We start from the raw sequence: 20,235 nt of genomic DNA, 5'->3' as shown, positions 1-20,235 counted from the left end.
GAGTGCCGCGCTCATCTGCACTCATGGCCCCTCCCTACGCCCCTCCCGTCGGCGCCCTGCTGCGCCGTTACGCGGACGCGGGCGAGCCGCTCTCCTGCGAACCCGTCGCCCAGGGCCTCCTCAACCGCGGCTACCGGCTCGCCACCACCCGCGGCTCGTACTTCCTCAAGCAGCATCTGGACGACCGCACCGCCGACCGGGACACCATCACCCGCCAGCACCGGGCCACCCTGCGCCTGCACGCCCTCGGCCTGCCCGTCGCCCCGCCGCTCGCCGACTCCGCCGGCCGCACCGTCGCCGTCATCGGCGGCCGCTGCTACGCCCTGCACCCCTGGGTCGAGGGCCGCCACCGCGACGGCGCCCAGCTCTCCACCGACGGCTCCCGCCGGCTCGGCACCCTCCTCGGGCACGTCCACACCTGCCTGGAGCACGTGATGGGCTCCCCACCACCCGACACCGGGCACGAGAGCGCCCGCCCCGAGGACACCCTCCGGCTCATCGACGACCTGCTGCGCCTGGTCCGCGCCCGTCGCCCCCGCGACGGCTTCGACGAGCTGGCCGAGCACCGGCTCAGGGAACGCCGGGTGCTGCTCCACCAGCACGCCCACCGCCGGCCGCCCGCCGCCGCCGCGGCCGGCTGGGTGCACGGCGACTTCCACCCGTTCAACCTGCTCTACCGGGGCGCCGAACCGGCCGCGATCGTCGACTGGGACCGGCTCGGCGTCCGCCCGCGCGCCGAGGAGGCGGTCCGGGCCGCCGCGATCTTCTTCGTACGGCCGGCCGGCGAGCTGGCCCTGGACAAGGTGCGGGCGTACGCGCGGGCCTACCGGCGGGCCGCCGGCGTGGACCGCGCGGAACTGGCGGCCGCGGTGGACCGGGTGTGGTGGGAGCGGCTCAACGACTTCTGGACGCTGCGCTGGCGCTACCAGCTGCACGACCGGAGGGCCGACCCGCAGTTTCCGGCGGTGTCGGCCCTGGTGGTGTGGTGGACCCGCGAGTACGAGGCGGTGCGCGACGCCTTCGCGGGGTGATCCGGCTTGCTGGGCTCAGCCGCCGGCGCCGGTCGAGGTGCCCGTCGTCGTGCCCGTACCGGTGGTGGTGCCGGCCGACGTGCCCGTCGTCGTCCCCGTACCCGTCGAGGTGCCCGTGGACGTCCCCGTCGAGGTGCCCGTGGACGTCCCCGTGGAGCTGCCCTCGGTCGTGCCCTCGGTGGTGCCCTCCGTGGTCCCCTCGGTCGTGCCCTCGGTGCTGCCCTCGGTGTCCGTACCGCCGTCGGTCGTGCCCGTCGGGTCCGTGGACGGCGTGTCCGTCGGCGTCGGCGGGTCCGTCGGCCGGTAGGTCGGGCGGTGGGTCGGCGTCCAGGGCTGCTGGTTGCCGCCGCTCGACGAGTCGGGGTCCTCGGTCTCCTGCGACGGCTCCTCGGACGGCGTCGGCGACTCGGCCTTCGTGGACGGCGAGTTGGTGACCGCCGGCGGCTTCGTGCCGCCGCCGTTCCCCTTGTCGCCGGCCTTGTCGATGGCGTAGGCGACACCCGCGACCATGGCGATCAGCGCGAGCGCCACGAACAGCAGCAGCTTGGCGCGCGAGCGCCTGCCGCCGCCCTGCGGGCCGTAGCCACCGTCCTGGCCGTAGCCCCCGTGGCCGCCGTCGTAACCCCCGTCGTCCGGGTTCATCGGCGGCAGGATCGGGCGCTGAGCGGTGTCGTGGTGCATCGGGTGGCCGAGCACGGCCGTCGCGCCGACGCCGCCGACACCCCCGACCGGCGTGTGCATGCCGTCGTGGATCTCCACCGGCCCGGTGTTCCACATGCCGGTGTGGCCGCCCTGCTCCTGGAGCATCTGGAGCCCGTACTGGATCAGGCCGCGCATCTCCTCCGCGCTCTGGAACCGGTCGTCCGGGTCCTTCGCGAGCGAGCGCATCACCAGGCCGTCGAGCTCCGGCGGCGCCCCCTGGGCGACGTCGGACGGCGGGACGGGGGTGTCCTGAACGTGCTGGTAGACCACTGACAACGGTGTCTCGCCAGTGAACGGTGGCCGCAGCGCGAGCAGTTCGTAGAGCAGACAGCCCGTCGCGTACAGGTCGGAGCGGTGGTCGACCGCCTTGCCGAGCGCCTGCTCGGGGGAGAGGTACTGCGGCGTGCCCATGACCATGCCGGTCTGGGTCATCGTCGACTGCGCGCCGTGCAGGGCGCGCGCGATGCCGAAGTCCATGACCTTGACCGCGCCGCCGTGGGTGATGATCACGTTCGCCGGCTTGATGTCCCGGTGCACGATGCCGTGCTGGTGGGAGTAGGCGAGCGCCTCCAGGACGCCGGAGACGATGATCAGGGCCTGCTCGGGGCCCGGCGCCTCGGCGCTGATCAGCAGCTCGCGGATGGTGCGGCCCTCGACCAGCTCCATCACGATGTACGGCACGGACTGGCCGTTCACCACGTCCTCGCCCGAGTCGTACACGGCGACGATCGCATGGTGGTTGAGCCCCGCGACGGACTGCGCCTCGCGCGTGAAGCGGGCCTTGGAGACCGGGTCCTCCGCGAGGTCGGCGCGCAGGAGCTTCACGGCGACCGTGCGCCCCAGGCGTACGTCCTCGGCCGCGAACACCTCGGCCATGCCGCCGCGTCCCAGACGGTGGGTCAGCCGGTAGCGGCCGTCGCCGACCACCCCGCCGACGCCGAAGGACTCGGCAGAAGCGTCCGGCAGACCGCCGCCTGCTCCGGATTCGGGTGCCATCAGTCCTCGCCGTCGTCTCTCGTGCCGTGTCCAGTCGTCACGCTACAGGCTCCGTACGACATCACGGTCCGCGATGACCGGTCATCCAACTCCCCGGACGTACGCCTGTGCAAATTCCCTGCCGTTCCTGTCACGCTCACCGGCCCTTTCCTGCGCGGAGGGTCACGGAACGGGCACCGAACGGGCGCCTGGCTTGACGTGTCACTGCCCTCGGGCAGACTTGGCCAGGAAATTCCGGATCAGCGCCGCCACGCGCGTATGGGGGAAGCACGAGATGAGCCAGGACGGCGCACAGGGCCGCTATGCGGGCGGTTCGGTCGCGAACGGCCGCTACCAGCTTCGCGACCTGCTCGGCGAGGGCGGCATGGCGTCGGTGTACCTGGCGTACGACAGCGCGCTCGACCGCCAGGTCGCCATCAAGACGCTGCACACCGAACTCGGCCGCGAACAGTCGTTCCGCGAACGGTTCCGGCGCGAGGCGCAGGCTGTAGCGAAGTTGTCGCACACGAACATCGTCTCGGTCTTCGACACCGGCGAGGACACCCTCGACGGCGCCGTCATGCCGTACATCGTCATGGAGTACGTGGAGGGCCAGCCGCTCGGCTCGGTGCTCGGCGCGGACATCCAGAGTTACGGGGCGATGCCGGCCGACAAGGCCCTGAAGGTGACCGCCGACGTGCTCGCCGCCCTCGAGACCAGCCACGAAATGGGGCTGGTCCACCGGGACATCAAGCCGGGCAACGTGATGATGACCAAGCGCGGCGTGGTCAAGGTCATGGACTTCGGCATCGCCCGCGCCATGCAGTCCGGGGTCACCTCCATGACCCAGACCGGCATGGTCGTCGGCACCCCGCAGTACCTCTCCCCCGAGCAGGCCCTGGGCCGCGGCGTGGACGCCCGCTCCGACCTGTACTCCGTCGGCATCATGCTGTTCCAGCTGCTGACGGGCCGTCTGCCGTTCGACGCGGACTCGCCGCTCGCCATCGCGTACGCGCACGTCCAGGAGGAGCCGGCCCTGCCGTCCTCCGTGAACCGCTCGGTGACCCCGGCGATGGACGCCCTGGTGGCCCGCGCCCTCAAGAAGAACCCGAACGAGCGCTTCCCCAGCGCCGCCGCGATGCGCGACGAGTGCCTGCGGGTGCTCTCCGCGGGCCAGACCGGTGCGCCGGTGATCGTCGCGGGCGGCCCGGTCCAGAGCGGTTCCGGTGTCGGCTCGGCCGTCTTCCCGCCGGTGGGCCAGACCCCGCCGCCGTCCGTGCACGGGGTCCAGACCCCGTACCAGCCGACGCCGCAGCCCAGTCCGTACGGCGTGACGACGCCGGCCCCCGCGCCGGCCCCTTCGTACGGCTACCCGCAGCAGACGCCGCCTCCGGCGCCCGTCTACCAGACCCCGGCGCCGCAGCCGGTGCCCTCGCCGTACACGATGCAGCAGCAGCCGGCCCCGGTCGGCGGGGGCGTCGGCGGCGGAGGCGGCTCGAATCGGAACATGCCGGTCCTGGTCGGTGCCATCGCGGTGGCCCTGATCGCGGTCGTGGGCGTGATCGTCGCGATCAACCTCAACAAGGACGACGACCCCGTCAAGAACGCGGGCGGCGACCCGAGCCAGAGCTCGAGCGTGGCCGCAGGCCACAAGGGTCCGGATCTCACGAAGACCATCGACCCCAAGAAGTGCACGGAGCCGACCGAGTCGAGCGACGACCCGGCGAAGTTCGAGATCCCGAACTTCACCTACAAGAACATCCAGTCGGTGAAGGACTGCATCCAGGCCGCCGGCTGGAAGATCACGACCCAGACCCCGGTGGACGAGAACACGTACGGCGAGGGCACGGTCCTGGAGCAGTACCCGCCGGCCGGTGAGGACGCGACCAAGGACGACGCCGAGTTCACCCTCAAGATCTCGACCGGCAACCCGCCCCAGTAGTCACGCGGTCCGGACCCCGTCCCCGTCCGGCTCCTCCGGGATGCCGGTGCCGATCGGGCATGTGACGCTGAGTTGAACAACTCGGCGGCTCGGCACGGGAGGGGGTCACCCGGTGACTCCAGGACTCCGCACGGCGAGGTCACGGGCGCTCGGTCCCGTGCTCGCCTGCTGTCTCACCTGCTGTCTCGCGCTCTGCGCGATGCCGGCCGCGTACGGGGCGGAGGTCACGCCCACCACGCCGCGGAGCACCGCCCCGCGCGGCGGCCCCGGAGATCCGGACGTGCGCGGCGGCCCCGGCGGGACGGACGCGCGCCGCGGCCCGGTCGGCGCGCCGGCGCCGTCGGCCGCCCCCCTGGTCCCGCAACCGTCGGCGACGCCTTCGGGCGGCCGGTCCCCGACCGTCTCGGGCGCGCCCGCGTCCACCCCCCCACCCGCTCCCGCACCCGCATCCGCGTCGAGCGGCTCGCCCGTGGGCGCCTCAGGGCCCGCCGCCGCGCATGCCTCGGGCTCCGCCTCCGCCTCCGCCGCGCCACCCGGGCCCGGCAGCTCCGCCTCCCTCGCGGGACGCCCGGCGGGGGAGGGCAGGGAACGCCCCGGGCGGCCCGCGGCCTCCCCCGCGCCGAGCTCGCCTGACCCCGCGAACCGGCCGGGGCGGCCCGCACGTACCAAAACGGCAACAGAGGACGAGTCCGCCGAGGAGGCGGAGGACGACCCCGGGGCCGTACCTGAGACGGACGCCCCGGCCGCCCGGCCCTCGGCCGCGGAGCTGCCGGCCGCCGCCCCCGCGATCGGCCCGGAGACCGCCACCACCCTCTCCGACCGGCGGATTCCGGTCCTGACGCTCGGCGTGGGGCTCGCCCTGATGGGCCTCGGGATCGGCTTCCTCGGGGTCCGGATGCGGCGCCGCTGAGCGCTGCCGCGAGGCCCGGGTCCCCCTTGAGACGTACCCGCGGGGTCCGTCTCAGGGCGCTTGGCCGGGGCGGACTTACTCGGTATACATACTCGGTATGTCGATCCGCCACGGGCTTCTCGCCCTCCTCGAACGCGGCCCGCGCTACGGCTCTCAGCTCCGTACGGAGTTCGAGTCCCGCACCGGCTCCACCTGGCCGCTCAACGTCGGCCAGGTCTACACGACCCTGAGCCGGCTCGAACGGGACGGCATGATCGCCCAGGACGGCGAGGACGAGGCCGGCCACGCGCTCTACGCGATCACCGACAACGGGCGCGCCGAGCTCCGCGCCTGGTTCGAGAACCCCGTCGACCGCACCAGCCCCGCCCGCGACGAGCTCGCCATCAAGCTCGCCATGGCGGTCGGGGCGCCCGGGGTCGACATCCGCGATGTCATCCAGTCCCAGCGCCGGCACACCGTGCAGGCCATGCAGGACTACACCCGGCTCAAGTCGCAGGCGATCCTCGCCGTCGAGAGCGGGGGCGCCCGCGAGCGCGACGACGTCGCCTGGCTGCTCGTCCTCGAACAGCTGATCTTCCAGACCGAGGCGGAGGCCCGCTGGCTGGACCACTGCGAGGCCCGGCTGATCCGGCTCTCGGCGGCGGCCGCCACGGAGCCGGCCCCGCCGCCCGCTCCAGCCGCCCAGGCCGTGCGGACGGCGCATGCCGTGCCCCACCGTTCTTAGGCGTGCCCCACCGCTCTCAGGACGTGTCCTGCACGCCCTGGCCGTATTGACCCGCACCGCTTCTCGTACCGCTTTCGACCGCTCCGCAAGCAACCCGGGGGATCCCGCCATGTCCACACAGCAGCCCGTGCTGCGTCTGCAGAACCTCACCCGCGTCCACGGCGCGGGCGCCACCGAAGTACACGCCCTGCGCGGTATCGACCTCGACGTCTACCCGGGCGAACTCGTCGCCGTCATGGGCCCCTCCGGCTCCGGCAAGTCGACCCTGCTCACCCTCGCCGGCGGCCTCGACATGCCCACCTCCGGCCAGGTGATCGTCGAGGACACCGACATCACCACCGCGAACCGCAAGCAGCTCGCCGCCCTGCGCCGCCGCAGCATCGGCTACGTCTTCCAGGACTACAACCTCATCCCGGCCCTCACCGCCGCCGAGAACGTGGCCCTGCCCCGCGAGCTGGACGGCATATCCGCCCGCAAGGCCCGCACCGAGGCCCTCGCCGCGCTGGCCGAGATGGACCTCGGCCACCTCGCCGACCGCTTCCCCGACGAGATGTCCGGCGGCCAGCAGCAGCGCGTGGCCATCGCCCGCGCCCTCGTCGGCGACCGCCGGCTCGTCCTCGCCGACGAGCCCACCGGCGCCCTCGACTCCGAGACCGGCGAGTCCGTGCTCGCCCTGCTCCGCTCCCGCTGTGACGCCGGGGCCGCCGGCGTCCTGGTCACCCACGAGCCGCGGTTCGCCGCCTGGGCGGACCGGGTCGTCTTCCTGCGGGACGGCTCCGTCGTCGACCAGACCGTACGCAGCGAGGCCGACTCGCTCCTGACCGGTCGGGCGGCACAGCAGTGAACAACTGGTTCCACTCCTGGCGTGCCGCGATCCGGATCGCCCGCCGTGACGCCTGGCGCTCCAAGGGCCGCAGCTTCCTCGTCCTCTCCATGATCGCCCTGCCGATCCTCGGCGTCAGCGCCTTCGACCTCACCCTGCGCAGCTCGGAGCTCTCCGCCGCGCAGCAGGTGGAGCGGTCCATCGGCGCCGCCGACGCCCGCTTCAGCGACCCCCAGGTCAACGGGGTGCCGATCTTCCAGGACCCCAAGGGCGAGATGCAGACGCCCGTCCAGGACTACGAGGACAAGCCCTGGCCCTCGGGCCCGACCGATGTCGCCAAGGCCGTCCCGGCCGGCTCGACCGTCCTCACCGACCGCTCGGGCACGGCCAAGCTCACCACCGAGCACGGCCTGCTCCAGACCGAGGTCCGCGAGCTGAAGGCCGCCGACCCCGTCACCCGCGGCATCATGCGGCTCCAGGACGGGCGCTTCCCCGCGAAGAACGACGAGATCGCCGCGAGCACCCACTTCCTGGAGGCCAGCGGCCTGTCCGTCGGCTCCACCCTCTCCGCCCGCGGCTTCGACCGTACGTATGTGATCACCGGTTCGTACGAGCTGCCCGACGACCTCAAGGCCGACCAGGTCAACGCCCTGCCGGGAGCCTTCCTCGACGCCTACGGCAAGGCCGTCGAGAAGGCCGGTCTGCAGGCACCCGACGTCTCCACCACGTATCTGGTGAAGAAGTCCGGCGGATTCACGTGGAACGCGGTCCAGCAGATCAACACCAAGGGTGTCGTGGTCGAGTCCCGCGCCGTGCTCCTCGACCCGCCGGCCGACTCCGAGGTGCCGCTCTACCAGAAGGAGGGCTGGCGCAACTACGAGTCCAGCACGGGCGCCAACGCCGCCGCCCTCGCCGCCGTGGGCACGGTGGTCGGCCTGGCGATGCTGGAGATCTGCCTGCTCGCCGGTCCCGCCTTCGCCGTCGGCGCCCGCCGCTCGCGCCGCCAGCTCGGTCTGGTCGGCGCCAACGGCGGTGCCCGCAACCACATCCGGGCCATCGTCCTGAGCGGCGGCCTCGTCATCGGCGTCGCCGCGGCCCTCGTCGGCACCGTCCTCGCCCTGATCCTGACCTTCGCGCTCCGCCCGGTCCTCGAGGACTACATGGGACAGCGGTTCGGCGGCTTCACCATCCGGCCGCTCGAACTCCTCGGCATCGCCGCCCTCGCCGTCCTGACCGGTCTGCTCTCCGCGATCGTCCCGGCCGTCACGGCCTCCCGGCAGACCGTGCTCGCCTCCCTGACGGGCCGTCGCGGCGTGCGCCGCAGCAGCAGGGTGCTGCCCCTGGTCGGCCTCGGCGCCGTCCTGCTCGGCGCCGCCATCGCCCTGTACGGATCGGTCTTCTCCGACCAGTTCATCCTGGTCGCGGGCGGCTCGGCCATCGCCGAACTCGGCGTGGTGGCCCTGACCCCGGCCCTGGTCGGCCTGTTCGGCCGCACCGGCCGCTGGCTGCCGCTCTCGCCGCGCCTCGCCCTGCGCGACGCGGTGCGCAACCGGGGTCGTACGGCACCCGCCGTAGCCGCGGTCCTGGCCGCCGTCGCGGGCACCGTCGCCGTCTCCACGTACGCCGCGAGCCGGGACGCCCAGGACCTCGCCGCGTACCGGGCGAGCCTGCCGCACGGGGCCGTCGCCGCCCTCGTCATGGAGGACGGCGGCCGGGACGCCCCCGCCGTCCGCGAGGCCGTGCAGCGCACGCTGCCCGTGGACGTCCGCGCCGACGTCTCCCGGATCTCCGTGGGCAAGCCCGGCTGCTCGCCCTACAGCGGCGCCAAGGGCTGCGGCCGGTTCGAGATCGTCATCCCCAAGGCCAACGAGTGCCCGCTGTGGCAGACGCTGCCGGACGGCTCCGACGCCTCGGAGCGGTACACCAAGGAACAGCGGCGCGCGCTCGGCAAGGACTGGCGCTGCAAGGAGAGCGACAGCCAGGGCATCTACGTGGACCAGGGCATGCTCATCGGCGACGCCCAGCTCCTGAAGGTCCTCGGCATCGACGACCCGGGCGCCGCCAAGGCCCTCGCCGAGGGCAAGGTCGTCAGCTTCGCCAAGCCGCAGGTCGACAAGAACGGCACCATCGGCATCAAGCTGATCACCGACACCGAGGCCGCCGACCGCGCCATGGAGCAGAACAAGCCGGTCCCCGGCGAGGTGAAGACGCTGCCCGCCTACCAGGTGCCCGGGGCGGCGAACGCGTACGGCGCGCAGAGCATCCTCAGCCCCGCCGCCGCCAAGGCGGCCGGACTGTCCACGGTCCCCATGGGCGCGTTCTTCTCCACCGACCGCATGCCCAGCGGCGAGCAGCGCCAGAAGCTCGACGGCGAGATCGCCAAGCTCGGCAGCAACGTCGAGCTGACCGTGGAACAGGGCTACGTCAGCCAGAACAGCATCGTGCTGCTCGCGCTGACCGTCTTCGCCGGACTGGTCACCATCGGCGCGGCCGGCATCGCCACCGGACTCGCCCAGGCCGACGCGGAGGCCGACCTGAAGACGCTCTCCGCGGTCGGCGCCCCGCCCCGGGTCCGCCGGACCCTCAGCGGCTTCCAGTGCGGTGTGGTCGCGGCCATGGGCGTGGTCCTCGGCTCCGCGGCCGGCGTGCTGCCCGCGATCGGGCTGCGGCTCACCGAGGAGCGCGAGCAGCTGCGCTACTACCAGGAGACCCTCGACAACGGCTGGGGCGGCGCGGACACCCCGCCGTACGTGCCGATCGTCGTCCCCTGGGAGACGCTCGCGGCCCTGCTGGTGGCCGTGCCGCTCGGCGCCGCCCTGCTGGCCGCCCTGGTCACCCGCTCCCGCGGGGCGCTGGCCCGCCGCGCCGCGCACTAGCCGGACGCGCGGGCGTCCACTGCCGGACGCACGCGGCCGCCCGCTCCCGGACGCACGGGCGTTCGTTGCCGGTCTGTGCCCCTGTACGAGGGTGGATCACCCTCGTACAGGGGCACACCGTGTGGTGAGGCATGCGTGCGAGAGAATGGCGGCATGGAGATGCCGAGGAATGACAGGTCGCAGGAGAGCCCCCAGGTCCTCATCGTGGGCCAGGACGGGATGGCGCTCGGCGGCACTCAGGGTGACGACGAATCCCGCGAGGTCCCGGTGACGGAAATGGTCGAGCAGCCTGCGAAGGTCATGCGCATCGGCAGCATGATCAAGCAGCTTCTGGAGGAGGTCAGGGCGGCACCTCTCGACGAGGCCAGCCGCGTCCGGCTCAAGGAGATCCACGCCAGCTCGGTCAAGGAGCTGGAGGACGGTCTCGCGCCGGAGCTGGTGGAGGAACTGGAACGCCTTTCCCTGCCGTTCACCGACGAGGCCATCCCCTCGGAGGCGGAACTGCGGATCGCCCAGGCCCAGTTGGTGGGCTGGCTGGAGGGCCTCTTCCACGGCATCCAGACGGCGCTGTTCGCCCAGCAGATGGCGGCCCGCGCCCAGTTGGAGCAGATGCGCCGGGCGCTGCCGCCGGGAGCGTCGCACGACGATGACGACGACGACCACGGCCCCGGCCGTGGGCGTGCGGTCGGCTCGGGGCCGTATCTGTAGGCGCGTTCGAAGGACCGGGGCCCGGCACGCGGTCAACGACCGTGTTCCGGGCCCTCGTTCGCGCTCTTCTAGGCGGTGGGCGCCAGCAGCAGCACCTTGCCGACGTGGGTGCCGGACTCCAGCGCCCGGTGGGCCTCCGCCGCGTCCGTCATCGCCACGGTGCGGTCGATGACCGGCGTGACCGTGCCGGCGCCGACCAGCGGCCAGACGTGCTCGCGGACCGCGGCGACCACGGCGGCCTTCTCGTTCAGCGGGCGGGAGCGCAGGGTGGTCGCCAGGACGGCGGCGCGCTTGGCCATGAGGGCGGCCAGGTTCAGCTCGCCCTTCACGCCGCCCTGCAGGCCGATGACGACCAGCCGGCCGCTCACGGCGAGCGCCTTGACGTTCCGCTCCAGGTACTTGGCGCCGACGATGTCGAGGATGACGTCCGCCCCGGCCCCGTCGGTCGCCTTGTGCAGCTCCTCGACGAAGTCCTGCTCGCGGTAGTCGATGAGGATGTCCGCGCCCAGCTCGGCGCAGCGGGCCAGCTTCTCGGGTCCGCCGGCCGTGACCGCGACCCGTGCGCCGATCGCCTTGGCCAGCTGGATGGCCATGGTGCCGATGCCGCTCGCCCCGCCGTGCACGAGCAGCGTCTCGCCGGGCCGCAGGTGGGCGAGCATGAAGACGTTCGACCAGACCGTGCAGGCCACCTCGGGCAGCGCGGCGGCCGTCACCAGGTCCACGCCCTCCGGCAGCGGCAGCAGCTGGCCCACCGGGACGGCGACCTTCTGCGCGTATCCGCCGCCGACCAGCAGCGCGCACACCTCGTCGCCCACCGACCAGCCGGACACCCCGGGGCCCAGCGCGACGATCCGGCCGGAGCACTCGAGACCGGGGTACGGGGAGCTGCCGGGCGGCGGGTCGTAGAAGCCCTGGCGCTGGAGCAGGTCGGCACGGTTGACGGCGCTGGCCGCCACCTCGACGAGGACCTCGCCCTCGGCGGGGACGGGGTCGGGGACCTCGGCCCAGATCAGCGCCTCGGGTCCGCCGGGTTCCGGAATCGTGATCGCATGCATGTCGGCGAGGCTACTCCCGGACTCCGGGTGAGGCCTTGGGCCGTGTCTTTCGGATCAGGGCCGGACGTACCCTAGTCGTCGGTCGGTGTGGTGAGCGGGGTGACCGGAGCGGCCCGCACGATGGTGATCACACGGTCCGTCAACTGCAGCGGGCTGGCCGCGGGATCGTCGTAACCGAGCAGCCGGTGGCCGCGCAGCACGCTCACCACCAGGTCGCCGGTCTCCCGTACGCTCCGGCCCGCCTCCGCCTTGGTGACCGGGCGTTCCACGAGGTCGAGCCCGGAGCCCTGCTGGATCAGGTCCTCCATCACCGTGCCCGCGCTCGGGCTGAGCACCGAAAGGCCGAGCAGCCGGCCGGCGGCGCTGGCGCTGGTGATGACCGCGTCGGCACCGGACTGGCGCAGCAGCGGCGCGTTCTCCTCCTCGCGGACCGCGGCGACGATCTTGGCACCGCGGTTGAGCTGGCGGGCCGTCAGGGTGACGAGGACCGCGGTGTCGTCGCGCTGGGTCGCGATGACGATCTGACGGGCCTTCTGCACCTCGGCGCGCAGCAGCACATCGCTGCGGGTCCCGTCGCCGATGACACCGGTGAAGCCATCGGCGTTGGCGGCCTCGATCACCTTGTCGGAGGGGTCGACGATGACGATCTGCTCCTTGCGCAGCCCCGTCGCGCAGAGCGTCTGGATCGCCGAACGACCCTTGGTGCCGAACCCGACGATGACGGTGTGCTCGCGCAAGGTGCTCCTCCAGCGGTTCAGCCGGAAGTCCTCCCGGGTCCGCTCCGTGAGGACCTCGAGGGTGGTGCCGACCAGGATGATCAGAAACAGCACGCGCAGCGGCGTGACCAGCAGGATGTTCGCAAGCCTGGCCGAGTCGCTGTACGGGACGATATCGCCGTAGCCCGTGGTGGAGAGGGTGACGGTCGCGTAGTAGACGCTGTCCAGGAAGTCGACGGTCCCGTCGGCGTTGTCGTGGTAGCCGCCGCGGTCGACGTAGACGATGAGGACGGTGAGGACCATCACGCCCAGCGCCATGAGGAGGCGTTTGCCCACCTGGCGCAGGGGCTTCTCGACCACACGCCGGGGCAGGCTGATCCGCGGTCCCGCCACCTTCTCGTCGGCCTGCCGGGCCATCACGTCGCGGCTGGGCAGTTTCACGTGAAACACGCGCCTTCGGCCGCCCCGTGGGCAGGGGGGGCCGACCAGGGGAGGTCGAGGACGTCGAGGAGCTGCCCGGGGCGGGCTCCGCCGGGCGGGACCACGGCCATGCCGTCGGCGGCGGCGATGCCCCGGAGCATCGCGGGGCCGTTGTAGTGCAGGGGGACGACCTGGTCGCCGCGGTGGACCACCGGGACGAGCCGGGTGTCGTACGGATGGCCGTGGATCTCCGCGCGCACGGGCACGCGGTACGGCTCCGGGGCCAGGGAAGGGTACGGGGCCACGGCCAGGGACGAGGCCGGGTACGGGGCCGGGGACGGGGCCGGGGACGGGGCCGAGGCCGGGTACGGGGCCGAGGCCGGGGACGAGGCCGGGGACGGGTTTCCGGCGAGGGCGCGGAGCAGCGGCTCGGCGAGCGTGAGGAGACCGGAGACGGCGGCCAGCGGATTGCCGGGCAGGCCCACCAGATAGCGGGCCCGGGCCGGATCCTCGCCGATCCGCGCGAGCAGCATGGGGTGGCCGGGGCGGACCTTCACCCCGTCGACGAGGAGGGTGGCACCGGCCCTGGCGAGCACCGGGTGGACGTGGTCCACCGGACCGGCGGCCGTCCCGCCGGTGGTGATCACCAGATCGGCGGCGGAGCCGGTGACGGCCGCGTGGAGCTCCTCGGCGTCGTCGCCGATCCGGCGGGTGCCGAGGACGTCGGCACCGAACGCGTGCAGCCAGGGGCCGAGCATCGGGCCGAGGGCGTCACGGATCAGGCCCTCGCGGGGGAGTCCGCCGGTGAGCAACTCGTCGCCGAGGACCAGTACCTCCACGCAGGGGCGCGGGCGCACGGTCAGCTCGTCGTAGCCGGCCGCGGCGGCCAGGCCAAGGACGGCGGGGGTCACCAGGCTCCCGGCGGGCAGCAGCCGGTCGCCGGTGCGGCACTCCTGGCCGCGCGGGCGGATGTCCTGGCCGTGGACGACCTCGCGCAGCGCGTGCAGACGTCCGGCCGGATCCGTACGGGAGTGCTCGCTGCGGACCACGGCGGTCGCCCCGGCGGGCACCCGGGCGCCGGTGGCGATCCGTACCGCGTCACCGTCGGCGAGCTCGGCGGCCGGGCCGTGCCCGGCGAGGACGGAGCCCTCGGGGTCGATCCGCCAGGGGCCTGGACCCGCGACCGCCCAGCCGTCCATGGCGGAGGTGTCGAAGGACGGCAGGTCGGTGAGCGCGCACAGCGGCTCGGCCAGGACGTGCCCGAGCGCCCGCCCCAGCAGCAGCCGGATGGATTCCCGGCCGGCCGCCGCGGCCGCCCCGGCCCGGGCGGCGACGGAGCGCGCCTCGGGCCAGGGGGTGGCGCGGTGGCGCTCGGTCCCGGTCTTGGCGTGGGGGCCGGTGTCGGTCTCGGCGTGGGGGCGGGTCCCGGTCTCGGCGTGGAGCCCGGTTTCGGTCGGGCCATGGGGGCGGCCGGTTCCGGTCGGGGCCTCGGCGTCGGCGTGGGGCCCGGATTCCGGCTCGCCACGGCGGCCCGTCCCCGACTCGGCGGCGGAGTGGGGCCGGGCGCGGTGGGAGTCCGTACGGGAGGAGTCCTCGCGGGGGCGCCCGACGAGGGCGAGGGCGTCGTCCACGCCGTCGTCGGGCACGCTCTCCTTCATGGTCATCCGGCCTCGTCCTGCTCGGCGGCCCAGCGCTGCGCGAGCGCGGCGGCCTTGCGGGCGGCCTCCGCCACGGCCTCGGGGCCGCTCCCGGGTCCGGCCTTGGCCGCCGCGTAACCGACCAGGAACGTGGTCAGCGGCGCGGCGGGCCTGGCGACGCCGTGAGCGGCGTCACGGGCCAGGTCGAGCAGCACGCCGGTGTCGACGTCCAGGTCGATGCCCAGTTCGTCCTTGACTGCGGTGATCCATTCGTCCAGCACGTTCCCATGCTCCCTGATCCGTGCCCGGGCCGTGGCGATGTCCTCCCAGGTGTCGCAGTCGAAGGAGGCCGAGGGGTCGGCCGTGACCCGGACGCCGCGCAGTCCCTTGGTGGCCAGCCGCAGGGGAAGACCGGCCAGGGTGCCGTGCCCGGCCGCGACGAGTTCCAGCTCCCGCCGCAGCGCCCCGGCCCGGTAGGCGGCGACGAGCGGCTGCTCGCGCCCGTCGGCGTCGACGGTCACCGCGGCCTCGGCCTCGGGTGCGGCGACGAGGGCGGCCACGAGCCGCTGCGCGGCGCGGGGATCGAAGAAGGGCAGGTCGGCGGAGAGGAGGAGGACGAGGGGGGCGGCCGTGGCGGCCGTGGTCGTGTCCTCGAGGCGCCGCAGGCCCGCGTCGAGCGCGGCCAGGGGCCCGCCGCCGGGCGGTTCCTCCCTGGCCCATGCCACGGGGCGGGCGGTGCTGCGCGGCTCGGCGACGACCACGGTGGTCCCGGCCTCGCGGCAGCCCGCCAGGACCCGGTCGAGCAGGGCCCGGCCGCCCACCTGTACCCCTGGCTTGTCGGCCCCGCCGAGGCGCCGGGCGGCGCCTCCGGCGAGCACGATGGCGTCGTACGCGGTCGTCATCCCAGCAGTATGGTCCGCGCCCGCGCGCGACCGCCCGGCCAGGGCCGGTTGTCTCACGAAGGGAGACGGCCCGGAGCCGCCGGGGGGCGGCCGGAGTGGCCGGGGTGCCGGAACGGCCCGCGGGCGGCCGGGTCGGCCGGAGCCGCAGGAGCCGCCGCAGCGGCCGGGGCCCTGCGGCCGGACCGGTTCGGACCGGCCCGACCACGTCGAACGCGTCCGGGACCCGGCGTGGGGTTGGGTCCCGGACGAACCGCCGGGAGCCGCCGGGGCCCGGTGCCCCGCCCGGCCTCCGCCCCGGCGGAGTCCTGTCGGTCCGCCAATCGGTCCGCGAGTCGATTCGCCAGTCGGTCCGTCAGTCGGTCCGTCAGAGCGTGCGCAGCAGCACCGCCGGGTTCTCGACGCAGTCCGCGACATAGCGGAGGAACCCGCCGGCCGCCCCGCCGTCGCAGACCCGGTGGTCGAAGGTCAGCGACAGCTGCACCACCTGACGTACCGCCAACTCGCCCTGGTGGACCCACGGCTTGGGCATGATCCGGCCCACGCCGAGCATCGCCGCCTCGGGGTGGTTGATGATCGGCGTGGAGCCGTCGACCCCGAACACCCCGTAGTTGTTCAGCGTGAACGTCCCGCCGGTCAGGTCCGCCGGCGTGAGCGTCCCCTGCCGCGCCGACTCCGTCAGCCGGGCGAACTCGGCGGTCAGCGACTCGGCAGTGCGCCCGCCCGCGTCCTTGACCACGGGGACGACCAGTCCCCGGTCGGTCTGGGCGGCGAAGCCGAGGTGCACGGACGGCAGCCGGACTATCTCCCGCGCGGCCGCGTCCACCGTGGAGTTGAGCTCCGGGTAGCGGGCCAGGGCGTGGGTGCAGATCCGGGCGAGCAGTGCGAGGACGGATATCTTCGGCCCGCCCGCCGCGTTCATCGCCGCCCGCGCGGCCATGAGTTCGGTCGCGTCGGCGTCGACCCAGCAGGTCGCGTCGGGGATCTCCGTACGGCTGCGGGACAGCTTGTCGGCCACGGCGCCCCGCACCCCGCGCAGCGGTATCCGCTCGGCCAGGGCGGCCGCGGCGGCCGGCGCCGACGCCGGCGCCGGGACCTGGGTGGCGGCGGGTGCCGGGGCGGGCCGCTCCCGTACCGCGAGGGCGTTCTCGACGTCCGCGCGCAGGATCAGCCCGTCGGGCCCCGAACCGCGCACCTCCCGCAGGTCGAGCCCCTTGTCCCGGGCGAGCTTGCGCACCAGCGGCGAGATGACGGGCACCGGCCCCAGCGCAGCCGGAGCCTCAGCCACAGCCGCGGGCGCGGCCACGGGAGCCGCCACCGGTGCGGGAGCGGCCGCGGGCGCGGGCGTCTCGTGCCGCACGCGGCGGCGCCGGGCGGCGGGCGCGGCGGTGCCGTAGCCGACCAGCACGTTGCCGGAGTGCTCCGAGGACTCAGCCGATGCTGCCGACCCCGCGGACCCTGCCTGGGCGCCACGGCCCGCCTGCGCCCCGGCGGGGGCCGCGTCCTCCGTCGCCGGCAGGCCGCCGACCGCGACGGTCAGCAGCGGTGCCCCGACCGGCAGTTCCGTCCCCTCGTCGCCGAAGCGAGCGGTGACCACGCCCCCGTACGGGCAGGGCACCTCCACCATCGCCTTGGCCGTCTCGACCTCGACGACGGGCTGGTCGATGGCGACGACATCGCCGACGTTCACCAGCCAGCGCACGATCTCCGCCTCGGTGAGTCCCTCACCGAGGTCGGGCAGCTTGAATTCGAGTACCTGGGCCATCAGCTCCCCGCCTCCCACTGGAGCCGTGCGACGGCGTCCAGGACCCGGTCCACGCCGGGCAGGTGGTGGCGCTCCAGCATCGGCGGCGGGTACGGGATGTCGAAGCCCGCGACCCGCAGCACCGGCGCCTCCAGGTGGTGGAAGCAGCGCTCGGTCACCCGCGCGGCGATCTCCCCGCCGGGCCCGCCGAAGCCGGTGGACTCGTGCACGACCACCGCGCGCCCCGTGCGCTTGACCGACGCGCACACCGTCTCGTCGTCGAACGGCACGAGCGAGCGCAGGTCGACGACCTCCAGGTCCCAGCCTTCGGTCTGTGCCGCCTCGGCGGCCTCCATGCAGACCGGCAGGGAGGGGCCGTAGGTGATCAGGGTGGCGCTGGTGCCGCGGCGGCGCACCACCGCCTTGCCGATCGGCTCCACCGCGGCAGGCGCCTCGGGCGACCAGTCGGACTTCGACCAGTAGAGCCGCTTGGGCTCCAGGAAGACCACCGGGTCGTCGGAGGCGATGGCGGCCCGCAGCAGCCCGTAGGCGTCCTCGACGGTCGCCGGGGTGACGACGTGGAGACCGGGGGTCGCCATGTAATACGCCTCGGAGGAGTCGCTGTGGTGCTCGACGCCGCCGATCCCGCCGCCGTACGGCACACGGACCACGATCGGCATCGGCATCGTGCCGCGGGTGCGGTTGCGCATCCGCGAGACATGGCTGATCAGCTGCTCGAACGCCGGGTAGGCGAACGCGTCGAACTGCATCTCCACGACCGGCCGCAGCCCGTACATCGCCATGCCGACGGCCGTACCGAGGATGCCCGCCTCGGCCAGCGGCGTGTCGGTGCAGCGGTCCTCGCCGAACTCCTTCGCCAGGCCGTCGGTGACCCGGAAGACCCCGCCGAGCGTGCCGACGTCCTCGCCCATCACATGGACGGTGGGGTCCTCGGCCATCGCGTCGCGCATGGCCCGCTGGAGCGCCTGCGCCATGGTGGCCGACTTGGCGGCCGTCTTCGCGGCGGGCCGCGCGGTCGCGTGGGTGGTCATGACGTCTCGCTCTCGGCGTCGAGCTCGGCCCGAAGCTGCGCCGCCTGCTCGCGCAGCTGCGCGGTCTTCTCGGCGTACACGTGGGCGAACAGGTCCATCGGCTCCAGCACGGGGTCGGCGTTCATCCGCTCGCGCAGCTGCGCCGCCATCGTCTCGGCGGCCTCGGCCGCCGCGCGCCTGCCGTCCTCGTCGAGAAGTCCGCGCTCGGTCAGCTCCCGCTCCAGAAGAAGGATCGGGTCGTGCGCCCGCCAGGTCTCGACCTCGCTGTTCCCGCGGTAGCGGGTGGCGTCGTCGGCGTTGGTGTGGGCGTCGATCCGATAGGTGACGGCCTCGACGAGGGTGGGCCCGCCGCCGCGCCGCGCGCGGGTCACGGCCTCGGTGAGCACCTGGTGGACGGCGACCGCGTCGTTGCCGTCGACGAGCCGGCCCGGCATGCCGTACCCGACCGCCTTGTGGGCCAGCGACGGGGCCGCGGTCTGCTTGGCGAGCGGCACGGAGATCGCGAAGCCGTTGTTCTGTACCAGGAAGACCACGGGGGCCTGCCAGACGGCCGCGAAGTTCAGCGCCTCGTGGAAGTCGCCCTCGCTGGTGCCGCCGTCGCCGACCATGGCGAGGGCGACGACGTCGTCGCCCTTCAGCCGTGCGGCGTGGGCGAGGCCCACCGCGTGGGGGAGCTGGGTGGCGAGCGGGGTGCACAGCGGGGCTATGCGGTGCTCGTGCGGGTCGTAGCCGGTGTGCCAGTCGCCGCGCAGCAGGGTCAGGGCCTGCACGGGGTCGAGGCCGCGGGCGACGGCCGCGAGGGTGTCGCGGTACGAGGGGAAGAGCCAGTCCCGCTCCTCCAGCGCCAGCGCGGCCGCGACCTCACAGGCCTCCTGGCCCGTGGTGGAGGGGTAGACGGCCAGCCGGCCCTGCTTGGTGAGGGCGGTCGCCTGCGCGTTGTACCGGCGGCCGCGCACGAGCTCGGCGTAGAGGCGGCGCAGCAGCTCCGGGTCGGCGTCGGCCACGGCGTCCGTGCCGAGCACGCGCAGCGGCTCGGTGTCCGGCAGCAGCGGGGCGGGATCGGTGCGCGGCTGCCACGCCGGCGGCGGGGTGGGCCGGTAGGCAAGGGCGGCACCGGGGGGCTCTTGGACTGTCGAACTGCGCTGTTGCAACGAGTCCACCTCCTCGTGGGAGCGGGCATAAGACCCGAAGGCGGGTGGCGCGAAATGTGGCGCGCCTCACCTACCGATTGTTCGGTCGTGGAGGCATTTTGGCTACAGGCACCTTCAGCCTGTGGACAAACGGTTCTCCACAGCTTGGGATGGGTGCAGGTCGTCCACGAGAGAGAGGCGGGGGGACATGGCGGATGAACAAATGGCCGACGTCGAGGAGCGCACGGGCACCGAGCCCCTGAACGCGCCCCCTGGCGCCATCGTCTCCCCGATACCTCCGGCCCGCCCGCTGGACGCGATCGACCGGGACATCCTGCGGCTGCTCCAGGCGGACGGCCGGGCCTCGGTCCGCTCGGTCGCCGAGCGGGTGCACGTCTCGCGCGCCAACGCGTACGCGCGGATCAACCGGCTCATCGACGACGGAGTGATCCGCGGTTTCAGCGCCCGCGTCAACCACGAGCGGGCGGGGCACGGCGCCTCCGCCTACATCACGCTCAAGATCGTCCAGAACTCGTGGCGCACGGTGCGCGAACAGCTCCAGGCCCTGCCGGGAGCCGCGCACATCGCCCTGGTCAGCGGCGATTTCGACGTCCTGCTGCTGGTCCACACCCCGGACAACCGGACCCTGCGGGAGCTGGTGCTCACCCGGCTCCAGTCGATCCCCGAGGTGCTCTCGACCCGCACGCTGCTGGTCTTCGAGGAGACCGACCTGGACCCGGACCCGGACGCCCGCGGCTGAACCACGCGGGCGCCGGACAACGGCGTGCGGGGCCGGACCAGGGCGGGCGGGCGCCGGCCCACGCGTGCGGGCGCCGGGCCACCGCGTGCAGGCGCTGGGCCACGGAGCACCAGAGCGGGCGCTCCGGAGCC

The 20,235-nt window shown here is 73.8% G+C and carries 16 protein-coding genes; 8 read left to right on the top strand and 8 right to left on the bottom strand.

Features of this window, described 5'->3' with window-relative positions; all coding sequences use genetic code 11:
* Positions 1–23 precede the first annotated feature (23 nt).
* The gene (locus ACIGEZ_RS06825; protein ID WP_399826692.1) at positions 24–1,031 is read left to right on the top strand and encodes a phosphotransferase; all 1,008 of its coding nucleotides are present in this window, start codon (positions 24–26) and stop codon (positions 1,029–1,031) included.
* Between the two features lie 15 nt (positions 1,032–1,046).
* Here the strand turns inward: ACIGEZ_RS06825 and ACIGEZ_RS06820 are convergent, their stop codons facing one another.
* Entirely contained in the window at positions 1,047–2,729 is a 1,683-nt protein-coding gene (locus ACIGEZ_RS06820; protein WP_399826689.1) for a protein kinase, read from the bottom strand.
* A gap of 274 nt (positions 2,730–3,003) precedes the next feature.
* On the opposite strand from ACIGEZ_RS06820, the gene ACIGEZ_RS06815 reads away from it, so the two are divergent.
* From ACIGEZ_RS06815 to ACIGEZ_RS06790, 6 genes are all read left to right on the top strand, one after another.
* Positions 3,004–4,650, top strand: coding sequence for a protein kinase (locus ACIGEZ_RS06815; RefSeq protein ID WP_399826686.1), 1,647 nt, complete (start codon positions 3,004–3,006; stop codon positions 4,648–4,650).
* A gap of 112 nt (positions 4,651–4,762) precedes the next feature.
* A complete protein-coding gene (locus tag ACIGEZ_RS06810; protein ID WP_399826684.1) occupies positions 4,763–5,560 on the top strand; it encodes a hypothetical protein in 798 nt (265 codons plus the stop codon).
* 97 nt (positions 5,561–5,657) lie between these two features.
* The gene (locus ACIGEZ_RS06805) at positions 5,658–6,284 is read left to right on the top strand and encodes a PadR family transcriptional regulator (RefSeq protein ID WP_399826681.1); all 627 of its coding nucleotides are present in this window, start codon (positions 5,658–5,660) and stop codon (positions 6,282–6,284) included.
* A gap of 109 nt (positions 6,285–6,393) precedes the next feature.
* Positions 6,394–7,128: an ABC transporter ATP-binding protein gene (locus ACIGEZ_RS06800; RefSeq protein ID WP_399826678.1), complete on the top strand. Its 735-nt coding sequence runs from the start codon at positions 6,394–6,396 to the stop codon at positions 7,126–7,128.
* Entirely contained in the window at positions 7,125–9,983 is a 2,859-nt protein-coding gene (locus tag ACIGEZ_RS06795; RefSeq protein ID WP_399826676.1) for an ABC transporter permease, read from the top strand. Before ACIGEZ_RS06800 ends, ACIGEZ_RS06795 begins: the two co-directional genes overlap by 4 nt.
* Before the next feature lie 153 nt (positions 9,984–10,136).
* Positions 10,137–10,691 (top strand): bacterial proteasome activator family protein, encoded by a 555-nt coding sequence (locus ACIGEZ_RS06790; RefSeq protein WP_399826673.1) that lies wholly within the window; start codon positions 10,137–10,139, stop codon positions 10,689–10,691.
* Positions 10,692–10,759: 68 nt separating this feature from the next.
* On the opposite strand, the gene ACIGEZ_RS06785 is transcribed toward ACIGEZ_RS06790, so the two are convergent.
* From ACIGEZ_RS06785 to pdhA, 7 genes are all read right to left on the bottom strand, one after another.
* On the bottom strand, positions 10,760–11,746 hold the full coding sequence (locus ACIGEZ_RS06785; protein WP_399826670.1) for an NAD(P)H-quinone oxidoreductase: 987 nt from the start codon (positions 11,744–11,746) through the stop codon (positions 10,760–10,762).
* A 71-nt stretch (positions 11,747–11,817) separates the two neighbouring features.
* Positions 11,818–12,903, bottom strand: a complete 1,086-nt coding sequence (locus tag ACIGEZ_RS06780) for a potassium channel family protein (protein ID WP_399826669.1) — start codon at positions 12,901–12,903, stop codon at positions 11,818–11,820.
* Entirely contained in the window at positions 12,900–14,546 is a 1,647-nt protein-coding gene (locus ACIGEZ_RS06775; RefSeq protein ID WP_399826666.1) for a molybdopterin molybdotransferase MoeA, read from the bottom strand. The genes ACIGEZ_RS06780 and ACIGEZ_RS06775 overlap by 4 nt, the downstream gene beginning before the upstream one ends.
* Positions 14,543–15,421, bottom strand: coding sequence for a DUF6457 domain-containing protein (locus ACIGEZ_RS06770; RefSeq protein WP_399826663.1), 879 nt, complete (start codon positions 15,419–15,421; stop codon positions 14,543–14,545). The genes ACIGEZ_RS06775 and ACIGEZ_RS06770 overlap by 4 nt, the downstream gene beginning before the upstream one ends.
* 364 nt (positions 15,422–15,785) lie before the next feature.
* Positions 15,786–17,183, bottom strand: coding sequence for a dihydrolipoamide acetyltransferase family protein (locus ACIGEZ_RS06765; protein WP_399826661.1), 1,398 nt, complete (start codon positions 17,181–17,183; stop codon positions 15,786–15,788).
* Positions 17,183–18,214 (bottom strand): alpha-ketoacid dehydrogenase subunit beta, encoded by a 1,032-nt coding sequence (locus tag ACIGEZ_RS06760; RefSeq protein WP_399826658.1) that lies wholly within the window; start codon positions 18,212–18,214, stop codon positions 17,183–17,185. The genes ACIGEZ_RS06765 and ACIGEZ_RS06760 overlap by 1 nt, the downstream gene beginning before the upstream one ends.
* Positions 18,211–19,374 (bottom strand): pyruvate dehydrogenase (acetyl-transferring) E1 component subunit alpha, encoded by a 1,164-nt coding sequence (gene pdhA, locus ACIGEZ_RS06755; protein WP_399826656.1) that lies wholly within the window; start codon positions 19,372–19,374, stop codon positions 18,211–18,213. The genes ACIGEZ_RS06760 and pdhA overlap by 4 nt, the downstream gene beginning before the upstream one ends.
* Before the next feature lie 193 nt (positions 19,375–19,567).
* Here pdhA and ACIGEZ_RS06750 point away from each other — a divergent pair, with 193 nt between their 5' ends.
* Positions 19,568–20,104, top strand: a complete 537-nt coding sequence (locus ACIGEZ_RS06750; RefSeq protein ID WP_399827574.1) for an Lrp/AsnC family transcriptional regulator — start codon at positions 19,568–19,570, stop codon at positions 20,102–20,104.
* Positions 20,105–20,235 lie beyond the last annotated feature (131 nt).

The sequence above is a fragment of the Streptomyces sp. NPDC085481 genome (assembly GCF_044541845.1).
Classification (GTDB): Bacteria; Actinomycetota; Actinomycetes; order Streptomycetales; family Streptomycetaceae; genus Streptomyces.
This window is presented reverse-complemented; position numbering and strand designations above follow the sequence as displayed.